The 13,134-nt window shown below is 60.2% G+C and carries 12 protein-coding genes, 1 tRNA gene and 1 pseudogene; 7 read left to right on the top strand and 7 right to left on the bottom strand.

Features of this window, described 5'->3' with window-relative positions; genetic code table 11:
* The first annotated feature begins 138 nt into the window (after window positions 1-138).
* Window positions 139-606 carry a peroxiredoxin family protein gene (locus tag NW841_RS06935; RefSeq protein WP_414337036.1) on the top strand — a complete coding sequence of 156 codons (468 nt, stop codon included), beginning with the start codon at window positions 139-141 and terminating at the stop codon, window positions 604-606.
* Here the strand turns inward: NW841_RS06935 and NW841_RS06930 are convergent.
* Window positions 603-3,050 carry a glycoside hydrolase family 31 protein gene (locus NW841_RS06930; protein ID WP_414385939.1) on the bottom strand — a complete coding sequence of 816 codons (2,448 nt, stop codon included), beginning with the start codon at window positions 3,048-3,050 and terminating at the stop codon, window positions 603-605. The two genes, NW841_RS06935 and NW841_RS06930, sit on opposite strands and share 4 nt — an antisense overlap.
* A 78-nt stretch (window positions 3,051-3,128) precedes the next feature.
* Here NW841_RS06930 and NW841_RS06925 point away from each other — a divergent pair, with 78 nt between their 5' ends.
* Window positions 3,129-4,319 carry a PQQ-dependent sugar dehydrogenase gene (locus NW841_RS06925; RefSeq protein ID WP_414385938.1) on the top strand — a complete coding sequence of 397 codons (1,191 nt, stop codon included), beginning with the start codon at window positions 3,129-3,131 and terminating at the stop codon, window positions 4,317-4,319.
* 73 nt (window positions 4,320-4,392) lie between these two features.
* Here the strand turns inward: NW841_RS06925 and NW841_RS06920 are convergent, their stop codons facing one another.
* Both NW841_RS06920 and NW841_RS06915 read right to left on the bottom strand, forming a co-directional pair.
* A complete protein-coding gene (locus NW841_RS06920; protein WP_414365620.1) occupies window positions 4,393-4,842 on the bottom strand; it encodes a hypothetical protein in 450 nt (149 codons plus the stop codon).
* Window positions 4,843-5,054: 212 nt separating this feature from the next.
* A tRNA-Val gene (locus NW841_RS06915) sits at window positions 5,055-5,126 on the bottom strand.
* Between the two features lie 167 nt (window positions 5,127-5,293).
* Here NW841_RS06915 and NW841_RS06910 point away from each other — a divergent pair.
* On the top strand, window positions 5,294-6,049 hold the full coding sequence (locus tag NW841_RS06910) for a segregation/condensation protein A (RefSeq protein ID WP_414365619.1): 756 nt from the start codon (window positions 5,294-5,296) through the stop codon (window positions 6,047-6,049).
* A 258-nt stretch (window positions 6,050-6,307) separates the two neighbouring features.
* Here NW841_RS06910 and NW841_RS06905 read toward each other — a convergent pair.
* Window positions 6,308-6,601: pseudogene (locus tag NW841_RS06905) on the bottom strand (DUF6679 family protein); the annotation flags it as partial.
* Window positions 6,602-6,817: 216 nt separating this feature from the next.
* Between NW841_RS06905 and NW841_RS06900 the strand changes: the two are divergent.
* Together NW841_RS06900 and NW841_RS06895 are read left to right on the top strand one after the other, a co-directional pair.
* The gene (locus NW841_RS06900) at window positions 6,818-7,678 is read left to right on the top strand and encodes a prephenate/arogenate dehydrogenase (protein ID WP_414365618.1); all 861 of its coding nucleotides are present in this window, start codon (window positions 6,818-6,820) and stop codon (window positions 7,676-7,678) included.
* Window positions 7,679-7,809: 131 nt separating this feature from the next.
* Entirely contained in the window at window positions 7,810-8,553 is a 744-nt protein-coding gene (locus NW841_RS06895) for a response regulator (protein WP_414365617.1), read from the top strand.
* Here NW841_RS06895 and NW841_RS06890 read toward each other — a convergent pair.
* Together NW841_RS06890 and rsmH are read right to left on the bottom strand one after the other, a co-directional pair.
* The gene (locus NW841_RS06890) at window positions 8,550-8,867 is read right to left on the bottom strand and encodes a hypothetical protein (RefSeq protein WP_414370973.1); all 318 of its coding nucleotides are present in this window, start codon (window positions 8,865-8,867) and stop codon (window positions 8,550-8,552) included. The genes NW841_RS06895 and NW841_RS06890 overlap by 4 nt on opposite strands.
* A gap of 322 nt (window positions 8,868-9,189) precedes the next feature.
* Window positions 9,190-10,119 (bottom strand): 16S rRNA (cytosine(1402)-N(4))-methyltransferase RsmH, encoded by a 930-nt coding sequence (rsmH, locus tag NW841_RS06885; protein WP_414378402.1) that lies wholly within the window; start codon window positions 10,117-10,119, stop codon window positions 9,190-9,192.
* 326 nt (window positions 10,120-10,445) lie between these two features.
* Between rsmH and aroA the strand changes: the two genes are divergently transcribed.
* Together aroA and NW841_RS06875 are read left to right on the top strand one after the other, a co-directional pair.
* On the top strand, window positions 10,446-11,780 hold the full coding sequence (gene aroA / locus NW841_RS06880; protein WP_414385940.1) for a 3-phosphoshikimate 1-carboxyvinyltransferase: 1,335 nt from the start codon (window positions 10,446-10,448) through the stop codon (window positions 11,778-11,780).
* 24 nt (window positions 11,781-11,804) lie between these two features.
* Window positions 11,805-12,134, top strand: a complete 330-nt coding sequence (locus tag NW841_RS06875; RefSeq protein ID WP_414365614.1) for a TIGR03792 family protein — start codon at window positions 11,805-11,807, stop codon at window positions 12,132-12,134.
* On the opposite strand, the gene NW841_RS06870 is transcribed toward NW841_RS06875, so the two are convergent.
* Window positions 12,135-12,911 (bottom strand): DUF502 domain-containing protein, encoded by a 777-nt coding sequence (locus NW841_RS06870; protein ID WP_414365613.1) that lies wholly within the window; start codon window positions 12,909-12,911, stop codon window positions 12,135-12,137. It abuts the gene before it with no gap.
* Between the last annotated feature and the right edge of the window lie 223 nt (window positions 12,912-13,134).

Genomic DNA, 13,134 nt, shown 5'->3' with positions numbered 1-13,134 from the left:
GCCTCATTGGCGCTTTACTACCCTACCCCCACCCCAACCCACATGTCAATACCCCACACCAAAATCCCCCCCGACGGAGCAAGGGTCCGGATTCGCCGTTAGACTGGTGAGGGGATCTTTAAGGTTTCGGACGGCTTTATGGGGATTGTGATTGGGACTGCAGCTCCTGACTTTAGCCTGCCTGCAGTGGGGAAAGGGATCCCGAAGGGGGCGACGATTTCGCTGGGGGCCTATCGGGGCAAGAGCAAGGTGTTGCTGGCTTTTTACCCGGCGGACTTCTCGCCGGTGTGTACGAGCGAGATGCGCTGTTTTCGGGAGGATTGGGGAGCTTTTCGGGCAGCAGGGTGCGAGATCTTGGGGATTAGCAGTGATCCTGTCTCCAAGCACGAAGCCTTTGCCGAGCAGCTCAAGCTGGAGTTTCCTTTGCTGAGCGATGTGGACAGGAGGGTGAGCCAGCAATACGGGGTGGATAGTCTGCTGGGGATACGGCGGGCCTATTTTGTGGTGGATAGCCAAGGGATCCTGCGCTACCAGCATGTGGAGTGGCTGCCCATCTTCAAGCGGGACAACCGCGAGCTGCTGGAGGCGGTGAGGGCAGTTGACTAGGGGCGGGCTCTTTCTGGGCTGGACAGACAGATCTGCTGGGCCTGGCCGCTGTCGGGCAAGAGGAGGGGGGCCTGGCCAAGGGGCTCAAGGATCCAGGTGCGTTTGGGTGGGATCCAGCCACCGTGGCGGGGCTCGATCTCTAGGAGGAGCTGGTTGGCCTGCTGGTGCAGGCGGAAGGTGGTGGTGGCCCACTGGCCGCTTGAGTAGGCGAGGGTTTGGCCGTCGTCTTCGTAGAGGGTGAAGCTGCCGTCACCGGGGTAGAGTTTAAGGCGCAGTTGGTCACGGCGCAGGTCGGTGGTGGACTGGCAGGGAGGAGCTAAGGGCAGGATAGAGCCGCTGCGCACAAGGAGAGGCAGTTGGTCAAGGGGGGCGGGGGCCAGCACATAGCCAGGGCCGCTGTGGGCCTGGCCTGTCCACCAGTCAAACCAGGTGCCCGCCGGGAGATAGACAGCGCGGCAGCGGATCCCCGGACGGACGACGGGGGCAGCTAGGAGGGCGGATCCCAGCATGGCTTGGTCTGAGATCTCGTAGGTCTGGGGATCGTCAGGGAATTCGTAGAACAGGGGGCGCAGGATGGGGGAGCCGGTTTGGCTGGACTCCCAGAAGAGGCTGTAGAGGTAGGGCAACAGTTGATAACGCAGCTGGATGGCCTGTCGAGCAATGGCTTCCACCTCAGGGCCAAAGCTCCAGGGTTCGTGGGGGCGAGTTCCCTGAGCACTGTGGCCGCGCATGAGGGGATAGAGGAGCCCCATTTGCATCCAGCGGGCAAACAGCTCGGGAGTGGCGTTGCCCCCGAAGCCGCCGATGTCGGCGCCGACAAAGCTAACTCCCGACAGGCCCAGGTTGAGGAGCATGGGTAGGGACATCTCCAGATGTTCCCAGGAGGATTGGTTGTCTCCTGTCCAGACGGCAGCCCAGCGCTGGATCCCGGCAAAGCCGGAGCGGGTGAGGACAAAGGGGCGCTGGTTGGGGCAGAGCTGTTCTAGACCCTCGCGGGAGGCGCGGGCCATCAGGAGGCCATAGAGGTTGTGCACCTCGGCGTGGGTGGTGCGCTCTTCAGGGGGGCCTTGGGGGGCGTCGGGGGGGATGTCCACAATTTGGCCCCCATCTCCAAAGGGGCGGTCGTTGAGGGCCGGCTCATTCATGTCGTTCCAGATGCCATCCACACCGGCTTGAGTGAGAACCCGCTGCCAGGATCCCCACCACTGCCGCACTTCGGGGCGCGAGAAATCGGGGAAGAGAACTTTGCCCGGCCAAACATAGCCGTGGAAGAGGTGGCCGTCGGCGCGGCGAATGAAGAAGTCTTGGGCCAGGCCCTCGTCAAAAACGGCGTAGTCGGCTTCGGGATCGAACTTGACGCCGGGATCCACAATGGCCACCACTCGAAAGCCGGCTTCATGCAGCTGCGCCGTGAGGCGGGCGGGATCGGGAAAGCGGCGGGGATCCCAGGTGAAGACGCGGTAGCCGCGCATGTAGTCGATATCCAGGTAGATGACGTCGCAGGGGATCTGGCGCTGGCGAAATTGCTCGGCAATGTTCTGTACTTGAGCAGCGCTGGCGTAGCTCCAGCGGCACTGCTGGTAGCCGAGGGCCCAGAGCGGAGGCAGGGGGGTTCGCCCGGTGAGTTGGGTGTAGGTCTGGAGCACCAAGGCGGGGGTAGGGCCGTAGATGAGGTAGTAGTCCAGCTCGGGGGCGCGCACTTCGATGGCCCACTGTTCAGGCTCCGCCTGGCCCAGGTCGAACTGGCTCCAGTGGGTGCAGTGCAGGAAGAGGCCGTAGCAGAGGCCAGGGCGGAGGAGCAAGGCAAAGGGAATGGCCAGATAGAGGTTGTCACTGTGGGCGTCGTAGCCCCAGCAGTCGCGGGTCCAGTGGCTGTAGCGCCGGCCCCGCTTGTTGAGCAGCCCAGCCCGTTCTCCCAGGCCGTAGATGTGCTCGGCGGGGTGGAGGGATTTAACCAGGCGGATGCTCTCAGATCCCCAACTGAGGCCCCCAGAGATATCGGCACAAAAGACCTGGCCCTGGGGATCGCGAAAGCTGAAGCGGAGGGGATCCCGGTCGATCTGCAGTTGCACCAGAGAAGTGCTGAGGTGAACTTGGGTGGGGCTTTCCTGCAGCTCAAAAGGAGCCGGCGGCCACTCTTCATCCGCCAAAGCCACATCCCAAGAACGACGGGGCAAGAACTCGCCGCTGGGGCTAAAGCGCAGCCGCAGCAGACGAGGGGTGAGCACCTGAATAGACCAGCGGCCCTGGGTACAGAGGAGACGGATCCCCCTGGGGTGGATCTGGAGTTCCTGCAGGGATCCACAGGTTTGCCTCTGGGGCTGGCCGAAGATCTCGCTAGCTTCCAGCATGGTTTGGGGGCAGATGCTGCCCTCAAGGCTAACCCAAGGCCGCAAGGGCACAGGAAACTCCCCACTCTTGTGGGCAGCCAACTCTGCTCCCATCGGTACATCTTTTTAGAAGAGCAGCAGCAATGATTGGCTAGCTCAAACCTCAAAATCCATCGCGAAAACGAGGTGGCAATGGCTCTGAGGATCCCGGCGATAAAACTTCTCTCCTCGCTGTTGCTTTTGGGGGGGTTGTCCGCCCCTGTTGGGGCCTACCCGGTCAGACCGGAAACGGTCATGTCTCTGCAACAGGGGGATCACGCCCAAGCTCTGCCCAGAGCCAGGACAGAGCAGCGCTTCCAGGTCGTGACGTTGGCAAGCGGGTTGGAGCATCCTTGGGGGATGGCCTTTCTGCCAGACGGAACCATCCTGGTGACCGAACGTCCGGGCCGGCTGCGCCGAGTTACCGAGCAGGGGTTGGATCCCCAGCCCATCGCTGGGGTGCCAGAGGTGTTTGCCCGCGGCCAGGGAGGGCTGCTGGATATTGCCTTGCACCCCAACTACGCAGAGAACGGCTGGATCTACTTGTCCTATGCAGCTCCTGGGCCAGGCGGCGGGGGGACGCGAGTGGCGCGGGCCCGTCTGAGAGAAAGAGAACTCCAGGATCTGGAAGTGATTTTTGACATGGAGCGCAAAACCCCTGCCCAACAGCACTTCGGCTCCCGCCTGGCCTTTGACAAAGAAGGGTTTCTCTACATCAGCACCGGCGACCGCGGCGAGCGGGATCGGGCCCAGGATCTGGGGGATGCTGCCGGCAAGGTGTTGCGCCTTACTGACACGGGCGGGATCCCGCCAGACAACCCCTTTGTGGGAAAAGCAGGGGCTTTGCCGGAAATTTTTACCTATGGCCACCGCAACATTCAGGGAATGACCCGCCACCCCGAGACAGGAGCCATTTGGACGCACGAACATGGGCCGCAAGGGGGGGACGAGATCAACATCTTGGCCCCCGGTGTCAACTACGGCTGGCCCCTGATTACCCATGGTCGGGAGTACAGCGGCGAACCGGTCGGCCAAGGACTGGCGGCAGCTCCTGGATTGGCTTCGCCGCTGCTGCACTGGACGCCCTCCATTGCCCCTTCTGGCATGGCCTTTTACACGGGAGATGTCTTTCCTGAGTGGCGGGGCAATCTCTTTGTGGGAGCGCTGGCCGGTCAGCATTTGGCACGCCTGGTTTTGCAGGGGGATCGCGTGGTGGCAGAAGAGCGCCTGCTAGAAGGAGCGGTGGGTCGCATCCGAGATGTGCGCCAGGGGCCGGATGGCTTGCTCTACTTATTGACCGATGCCCCCAACGGATCCCTGTTGCGCTTGGAGCCAAGCTCTTGATTGGGGTTAAGCTACATGGCCCTAGTCCTGGGGGATTGGCCCTAGCAGCGCTTCCTAACTCCCACTGCTGCTACTACAAAAACTTGACATCTTGCTCGAGGGGGAGTGGCTCTCCCGTTTGGGCATCTGTATTGTGGCAGGCAAAGCATTCCTCTGGAGTTAGCTTGATAAGCTGTCCTGGAGCCGGAAGAAAGAACATCCTTAGCTCTTTAGTCGGGATCAAAACGATTTTGCCATTGGGGGCCTTGCGCTTGTGTTTTTCGTCGGTGAAGGTTCTGACAACGCAAGATATTGGATAGTATTCGCTGTTTTGGAGCTTAGCTTCTAGAAGCGCTCTCCAGTAGGGGCTGTACCCAAAAATCCACTGACCCTTGGAAAATTTGAGATCAAATGCTTGACTCCAAATTCTGCTGTAAAAGGTGATAATCGATGTCTTAACTTTGTAGGCTCCTGTTATCTCCTCTAAGTAAGATAAAAACTCGCCGGGAGTCAGGGGTTGGGGAGGGTTGGTGAAGGGACTCATGACGCATCTCCTGGCTTTTGGTTACAGGCAGGGGACTCCTGTAGGTTCCTAGTCTACCCAGCTCGAAGCACTTGCCCAGAGGACAGGAGTCTGGCAGAAGCTGCCCATCCTCGTTTTCGATAACCAGTGGCTCTCTATCAAAGGCGGGGGAGCCTGTAGGTTACCACCCAACAGGAGAAACGGAAGCTCTGTTCGCTGAAGGTCAAAACCTATGGGCGGTACAAGATTCGAACTTGTGACCCCTTCCGTGTGAAGGAAGTGCGCTACCACTGTGCTAACCGCCCTTACGTTCCACTCTAGCAACTGCTAGAGCTGGACTACTATCTTACACGATCGCACCGCCGCTGCACAGCCGGTTGGCTTGAGAAGTTGAGCTGGAGGTTTGACTCCGGCCGGAGATGGCCGGGATCCCGCTTGGGGGCTACAGTGAGGGACAGAGGCTGGGGGCACTATGGCCTACTTACCGACCGAAGAGGCAATTGCTCTGCTTATCGATTTGGCAGAACGGGGCGAGATTAACCCGTGGGATGTGCAGGTCATCGACGTCATCGATCGGTTTTTAGCCCGTATGGCTCCTGCTGCCAACAGTCATGACCTGTCGGAGTCGGGACAGGCTTTTCTCTATGCCGCTATGTTGGTCTATCTCAAGGCGATGGCGCTGTCAGAGCCGGAAGACGAAGAAAGTGAGGAGACCAGCCCGGTGGAGTTGGAGGAGGATCCCTGGCCCAGTTGGTCGTTGGCCCAACTGGATCGCGTGTTGCAGCCCAGGGCCGTACCCCGCCTGAGTCGGACTCGGCCCATCACCCTCAAAGAACTGATCGGCCACCTGCAGGAGCTGGAGACCTTGCTGGAACAGCGCTTTGAGCCTGCCTCAAGGCCCCTGGCTCAACGGGTTTCTCGCAAGCAACCGCTATCAGCGATCGCTCAGTTGGCCCACCCAGAAAACCTCGTAGAGACCACTGCCGAGCTGGAATCCCTGCTTGCCCAACTTTGGCAACAGGGTATCGCCCAAATCAGCTTTGACGACCTGCAGCAATACTTTTGCCAAGAAAGCTCTATGAAAGGGAGTGGCGGGGCTTCTCACCCGATTCAGGTGTTCTGGTCGCTATTGCTCATGGCTTCTCGCTCGCAGGTGGAGCTTTACCAGGAGGAGTTCTACGGCCCCTTGACCATTCGTCCCTGCTCCAGGGAATCCCTGGTAGAATAGCTTCTACCCTGGGATCCCTTCCTGACCGCTTTCCATGAAGACTGCGGCTCAGTCGTGGTTGCCCTCCCGCTGACCCTCCACATCGCTCCGAGCCCGATCCGCCCGCTTGAGGTCTTCTCCGTTCAAGCGTAGGGGTAGCAAAGACTCCGCTTCGCTGTCACGGACGGCAGAGGTTTCCCGATCCAGGTAGTATTCTTCAAGGCGCTCGCTGCCGGGATGCTCTTCGCTGAGGGGCTCTGTGGCGCGAGGCGAAGGTGGGGAATGCAGTAACTCAGCAGGAGGACAATCCTCGGAAATAAGCAAATCCGAGGTGCTGAGCACCCCTTTCGGGATGGAGGAAAGGCGCTGGGCAACAGCTCCGATGCTCTCCAAACGAATCATCTCCTCCCAGGAGCAAATCTCCTCTTCGTCTTCCGTTTCGTAGCGAACCAGGATGGTATCCCCTTCGATATCGAGGATCTTGGCTCGTTCCAGCCAGCGTCCCTGATCGCGCAGGTAGATCCACACATCCTTGCCTTCGCGGCTGAGTTGATAGATCCTACGATGAAGCACGGTCCCCTCCTGAGATGAAAGATCCGGGCGAACTGTTGTGGGGGTTACCCAGTTCATCCTTCCATCTTAGCGGCTGGATCCCCCCGCTGTATGCTTTTCGTGCGGCGGGATGGAGCCTTTAATCTGGTCTTAATCTGGAAGGGATCCGGAAAGGCCGTCTCTCCATGCCCCAAGCCGTTTCAGAGTACCCAATAGTGAACATAGATACGGAAAACCATGCGCATTGCCATTGTCGGGTTGGGGTTGATCGGCGGATCCCTGGCCCTCAAACTTAGCAAAGAAGGTTACCCCGTCTGGGGGATCAGCCGCAATCGGGCCACCTGTCAGGAGGTGCTGGAACGGGGAGCGCTGCAGGGCTGTGGAACCGATTTGGCCCAGTTGGCTGATTTCGATCCCCAGGTGGTGGTGATCTGTACCCCCCTGGAGCAGGTATTGGTCACGCTAGCGGCCTTGGTACCCCATCTATCGCCGCAGACGGTGGTGAGCGATGTTGGCTCGGTGAAGCAACCGATTGTTGCTCCAGCAACGGAGTTGTGGCCGCTGTTTGTTGGAGGTCACCCGATGGCCGGCAAGACGTTGCAGGGCATCCAGGCGGCAGAAGCCAGCTTGTTTCTGGGGCGGCCCTATGTACTCACTCCTCTCCCCCAGACGCAGCCGCAGGCGGTCGAGGCGATGAAAGAACTGGTGACAGCGGTTGGCGCAGAAGTTGTCCTGGCCGATCCGGAACGCCACGACCAGGCGGTGGCCTGGATCAGCCATTTGCCGGTCATGATCAGCGCCGCTTTGATCGCTGCTGTCGGCCAAGAGGAGGATCCCGACATTCTGGAATTGGCCCGCACCCTGGCCAGCAGCGGGTTCCGAGATACCAGTCGTGTCGGTGGCGGGATCCCGCAGTTGGGCCTAGAGATGGCCCGTCACAACCAGCAGGCGCTCCTGGCTGCCCTGCGCGGCTATCAAGTCCAGTTGGGGAAAATAGAGCGGCTGATCGAGGGCGAACGGTGGGAGGAGCTGCTACAGGTGCTGCAACGAACCCGGCAAGAATGGCAACAGTTCCGGGTCAATCAGACACCGTCCTGAGCGGCTACCTGTAGCTGCTGTAGAGGATCCCTGGCTCGACTTTGCCACTGCTCATTGGTGCCTTATTTTCCTTCGCAGAGATTTCTAGGGTAGGAAACATACTAGAGTAGGTGGACTAGCGATCAAGGCCTGTGAGCACCCTCCTTGCTGAAGATGACATCCTTTACCGCCAACATGTGCACAGTCTGCTGATGCAGCATCTGCCGCAGTTTGGCCCGGTGTACATGGCCTCCAACGGCAGAGAGGCATTGGAGCTCTACCGTCAGCACCGTCCCAACTTTCTTTTGTTAGACATCCGCATGCCCGAGATGAGCGGGATCGAGGTGGCTCGACAGGTTTGGTCGGAGCAACCCAGTACGCGCATCATTTTTTGGTCCCACTTTGCCGATGAAGTCTATGTGCGGGAGCTGCACAAGATCGTGCCGCCGCAAACCGTCTATGGCTATCTCCTGAAGAATTGCACCGACGAAAAATTGGTCAGTGCCATCCAGGCCGTGGTGCAGGATGAGCAATGTGTGATCGATCGAGAGGTGCGAGGGGTCGATTCCCGTTCGCAAAACAAAATTACCGGCCTCAGCGATGCTGAGTACGAGGTGTTGATCGATATTGCCCTCGGCCTCACCGATCAAGCCATTGCCGCACGGCGGTTTTTGTCGCGGCGAGGGGTGACCAATCGTCTGCGCAATCTCTACGACAAGCTTGAGGTGAGCAACGACCAAATTGAGAGCGAGGAGTGGGGCACAACTTTTAGCTTGCGGGCCCGCGCCATTCGCCTTGCCTTCAAGCGGGGTCTGATCAACGCCCAACTCCTGGATGAGGAGGAGGTGCACTTGGATCACTGGCTTAGCCGCTACCGCTTAGAGCCTTTGGATTAGTATCCAACCGGATAAAAAAAAGGAGGGGCTTGCTCGGATGCCTCCAGAGGCTTGGCTTTGTTTTGCCCCTGCCCAGAAGCTGTGCTGGGGAGGGCAATTGGCACCTCGATCATCCGCTCCGGTACCAGAGGCACCATGTCGGAGCGGTCGGCGATCTCCCGCAAGGAATTGGCGATGGACTCTTGGGTGAGGAGAAACTGTCGTTCGTTGCGCTGCATCTGCTGCCACACTCGGTAGCGCTGGCTCCACCGGCTTTGGGTATGCACCGTCCAACTGTACACACTCAGCACCGACAATCCCGAGACGAGGGCCATGCCGGTGGAGATCTGCTTCCACCAGATCAGGTGCTCTCTCCAGGCGGGATCCCGGCTAGGGGGATAGGCTGATTTCGAGGGTTGGGGGCGACTGGTTCTGACTTTGCCGGCGGGGAGGGGCGGAGTAGTCCTTGGATGGGGACGAGGGGCCAAGGTCGCGGTTTTGCGCTGGACAGGGAGAGAACTGCGGCCAGGGCCCGCATTCAAAGTCTGGCTGACCATAGAGTTTGCACCTCACACACCAAGAAATTGCTGCCAACTGGGCCTCACTTTATCCGATCCCTACGCACCTCAGAGGGCCTCCAGGGGGCAGGGCGGCAACTTAGCTGCTGCGGGCAGCCACTCGCAGTTTGGCAGAGCGGGCGCGGGGATTGCGTTGCTGCTCCAGCTCGGAAGGGCCCAGAGGTTTGGGGGTGAGCACCTGCCAGCGGGGATCCCGGCGAAAGGCCCATTTCACTAGGCGATCTTCCAGGCTGTGGAAGCTGATTACAGCCAATCTGCCGCCGGGTTTTAGCCAATTGGGAGCCTGGGCCAGCAGGGTTTCTAGGGCCTCCAGCTCTCGGTTGACGGCAATGCGCAGGGCCTGGAAGACTCGCGTGGCTGGATGGATGCGACCTCGCCGCGCTGCCGGCGGCACTGCCTGCCAGACCACCTGAGCCAGTTGGGTGGTGGTGAAAAGGGGGCGGGATCGTTCGATGTGGTGGGCAATGCGGCGGGCAAAGCGCTCCTCGCCATAGCGGACAAAGATGTCAATCAAGTCTTCGACTGGCCGGCAATTGACCCAATCGGCGGCCGTTTCCTGACTGGCGGTGGGATCCATGCGCATATCCAGCGGCCCCTCGGCGCGAAAGCTAAAGCCCCGCTCGGGGCAGTCCAGTTGGGGCGAGCTCACTCCGAGGTCGGCCACGATGCCATCGAAAGGGATCCCCTGCCCTTGTTCATCCCGGAAGCCGTGACGCTGCAGATCAAAATCAGCGAAGTTGAGGTGCCAAAGCTGGATGCGCTCCTGGGGGATCCCTGCTGCGGCCAGACGCGCCTGGGCTGCCTCCAGAGCCGTCGGATCCCGATCCAGCCCCACCACGCGCTCTGCTCCCTTCTGCAGCAGCGCCAAACTATGTCCACCACCACCTAACGTCACGTCCAAAAAGGTGCCACCCTGCTGAGGGTGCAGGTAGGCCACCACTGCCTCCGTCAAAACAGACTCGTGGTGGTACAGAAGCATTTCCCCAAGCTGAGCTCTTGCCAAGTCCATAGGTGCAGGGGGTGGCTTTGATTCTTTCCCCGCTCAACGGGCCAGCTTTACCCATTGCAGGATCGGTAGGAAACTCTAGTACCATCAAACGCTAGCATTCACAACATAAGGGCCTGCAAAAAAAGGCCGAGGCCAGGCCCCGACCAAGGAATCCATGTTGTTAAGCTCATCCTCGGGGATAGGGTCGGCTGCCGTCAAAAGACGGGCTGTCTTCCAGTAGGTCAGGATCCTCTGGGTGCAAGGCCGACCGCCGGCAAGAGCAGGGCAGGTTTCAGCTTAACGTATGATTAAGAGGGCTTTTGTCTTTGTCTGTTGTCACGGCTGCTGTGCTGACCACTGCTTCTTCTGCCGACATCCTGACGCTCTCTCCCGCTCGCGGCCTGCGCGGTCAAGTGAGCATTCCCGGCGATAAGTCCATTTCCCACCGCGCCCTAATGCTGGGATCCCTGGCGGAAGGGGAAACCGTCATTCACGGGCTGCTGCTGGGGGAGGATCCCTGCAGTACGGCAGCCTGTTTTCGGGCCTTGGGGGCCGATATCCCAGAGCTCAACAGCGAGTGCGTCCGCATTCAAGGGGTGGGCTTGGATCGCCTGCAGGAGCCGGCAGATGTCTTAGACGCCGGCAATTCTGGCACCACCCTGCGCCTGATGCTAGGGATCCTGGCCGGCCAGGCGGGTCGCTTTTTTGCTGTTACTGGGGATCGGTCCCTGCGCTCGCGGCCTATGGGACGGGTGGTGGAGCCGCTGCGGCAGATGGGAGCGAACATCTGGGGGCGGGGGGGGGGCACCTTGGCGCCCTTGGCGGTGCAGGGGGGATCCCTGAGGGGGATCCATTACCACTCGCCGGTGGCCTCGGCCCAGGTAAAATCCTGTCTGTTGCTGGCGGGCCTGCTGGCGGAAGGCACCACGCAAGTTACAGAGCCGGCCCTTTCCCGCGACCACTCGGAGCGGATGCTACGGGCCTTTGGTGCCGAGATCCACGTGGATACGGCGGCGAAAACCGTGGCTGTGGTGGGAGGATCCCGCCTGGTGGGCCAGACAGTGCAGGTGCCAGGGGACATCAGCTCGGCGGCTTTCTGGCTGGTGGCCGCCTCGATTGTGCCGGAGAGCGAATTGCTGCTGCGGGACGTGGGCCTCAATCCCACCCGCACCGGCGTGCTGCAGGTGTTGCAGGAGATGGGGGCCGATATTTCCATTGAAAACCGCCGGGAAGTTGCAGGTGAACCCCTGGGGGATCTGCGGGTCCGCTCGGCTCGCCTGCGGGGCTGCAGCATTGGTGGCGATCTCATTCCCACGCTAATCGACGAGATCCCGGTTTTGGCGGTGGCGGCAGCCTTTGCCGAGGGGACTACGGTCATTCGCGATGCAGCGGAATTGCGGGTCAAAGAGAGCGACCGCTTGGCGGCCATCGCCCAGGAACTCAGCCGGATGGGAGCCCAGGTCACCGAATATCCCGACGGCCTGGAAATCCAAGGGGGGATCCCTCTGCAGGGGGCCGAAGTGGACAGCCATGAGGATCACCGCATCGCCATGAGCTTGATGGTGGCTGCCCTAGCCGCCCAGGGATCCACCACCCTTCGAGGGGCTGACTGTGCCCGCATCTCCTACCCCGACTTCATCCCCACCCTGCAGCGGCTGATCAACCCTTCGTCCGCGTCCTAGCCAGCCCAGCACCAACCTTTGCCGATGTCAGACCAGCCCATCGCCATCGAACACCTCTGCTTCCGGGTTCCTCCCGGTGGCCAGAGGGCTTTTGTTCTGCAAGACGAGCAGGTCTGGGGGCCCGCCCTGCACCAACAGCCGGGCTTTTTGGGCAAAGAGGTCTGGCTTGACGCCGAGGATCCCGAACTTGTTCACCTCATCATTCGCTGGGCCAGCCGTGCTGCCTGGAAAGCCTTCCCCTCGGAGCAGGCAGAAGCTTTGGATCGGCAGATGCGGCCTTTTTATGTGCGCCTAGAGCAGGCCAGAGAATACCAGCTCTGGCAGCCCGACCTATTGGGAGAGGGACAAGCCTGATTAGGGGATCCCTTGGGTCTCAAAGCCCACCTCGGCAGCCGTTGAGTCGGCCCTAGCGGATGCCGCCGCCCGCTCTTGTTCCACCAACTCCCGCAGGCTGGGCATGGCCACCGCCAGAGCCCCTTCGCGCCGTTGCAGCCCGACCTCAAAAGTTTCCGGAGTCACGATCCCACCGGAGATGAGCATCTTAAAAGCATCCTCCACCGGCATGAACACCTCCACCACCTGGTCTTCCGGCACAATGGCGTACCAGCCAGTGGTTGGGTTGGGCGTGGTGGGCACGAACAGGCTGAGGGAGCGCTGCGGTCCATCCGGTCGAATGGGAGTTTGAATGACGCCCGTTACAAAAGCTAATGCCCAAACCCCAGGCCGAGGATATTCCACCAGCACCACCCGTCGAAAGCGTTGGTTGTTAGGGGCAAATAAAACGCTGACCAATTGCTTCAGGGTTTTGTAGACCAGCCCCGCTATCGGGATTGCATGGAGCAACTGCTCGCTCAGGTTGAGCAGCCACTGGCCGACAATGTTGCGGGCCATGAAGCCGATCAGCAGGATGAACACAACCGGTGTCAACAAGCCCACCGCCAGATCGATGAGGTTGATCAAAATGGGGTGCAGCCCCTGGATGGGATTAAACTGCTTGGGAATGCTGGTCAAAAAGCCGATGCTCCAGGTGGCCACCTCCACCGTCAGCCAAATCGTAGTTGCCAGAGGGATCACCACCAGCAACCCCGCCACGAAATAGTTCTTAAGATGCTGTTTCCATTGAGAAACCATGGTGAGGTCGTTCCATCAAGTCGTTAATGAGTGAACGCACCGAGCCGACGTAAGTGAGACTTGCAGATGGCAATCATCATACCTGCCTTCTGCCTTGCCCTCATGGGGGGCAGCCACAACTTGCTCGGACAAAAAACGGGCTGCCAAAAAGCGCGGAGCCCCAAACTTTCATGAGGCCGATAATGCTATCTTAGGTCAGTGTGAAACTTTGTAAAGGCAGGGA

Source organism: Synechococcus sp. H60.3 (assembly GCF_047462295.1).
Classification (GTDB): Bacteria; Cyanobacteriota; Cyanobacteriia; order Thermostichales; family Thermostichaceae; genus Thermostichus.
This window is presented reverse-complemented; position numbering and strand designations above follow the sequence as displayed.

What these genes read in the sequence shown, in the direction of transcription:
- NW841_RS06935 (WP_414337036.1), top strand. Translation starts at nt 139, where the DNA reads ATGGGGATTGTGATTGGGACTGCAGCTCCTGACTTTAGCCTGCCTGCA.
- NW841_RS06930 (WP_414385939.1), bottom strand. Translation starts at nt 3,050, where the DNA reads ATGGGAGCAGAGTTGGCTGCCCACAAGAGTGGGGAGTTTCCTGTGCCC.
- NW841_RS06925 (WP_414385938.1), top strand. Translation starts at nt 3,129, where the DNA reads ATGGCTCTGAGGATCCCGGCGATAAAACTTCTCTCCTCGCTGTTGCTT.
- NW841_RS06920 (WP_414365620.1), bottom strand. Translation starts at nt 4,842, where the DNA reads ATGAGTCCCTTCACCAACCCTCCCCAACCCCTGACTCCCGGCGAGTTT.
- NW841_RS06910 (WP_414365619.1), top strand. Translation starts at nt 5,294, where the DNA reads ATGGCCTACTTACCGACCGAAGAGGCAATTGCTCTGCTTATCGATTTG.
- NW841_RS06900 (WP_414365618.1), top strand. Translation starts at nt 6,818, where the DNA reads ATGCGCATTGCCATTGTCGGGTTGGGGTTGATCGGCGGATCCCTGGCC.
- NW841_RS06890 (WP_414370973.1), bottom strand. Translation starts at nt 8,867, where the DNA reads ATGGCCCTCGTCTCGGGATTGTCGGTGCTGAGTGTGTACAGTTGGACG.
- rsmH (WP_414378402.1), bottom strand. Translation starts at nt 10,119, where the DNA reads ATGGACTTGGCAAGAGCTCAGCTTGGGGAAATGCTTCTGTACCACCAC.
- NW841_RS06875 (WP_414365614.1), top strand. Translation starts at nt 11,805, where the DNA reads ATGTCAGACCAGCCCATCGCCATCGAACACCTCTGCTTCCGGGTTCCT.
- NW841_RS06870 (WP_414365613.1), bottom strand. Translation starts at nt 12,911, where the DNA reads ATGGTTTCTCAATGGAAACAGCATCTTAAGAACTATTTCGTGGCGGGG.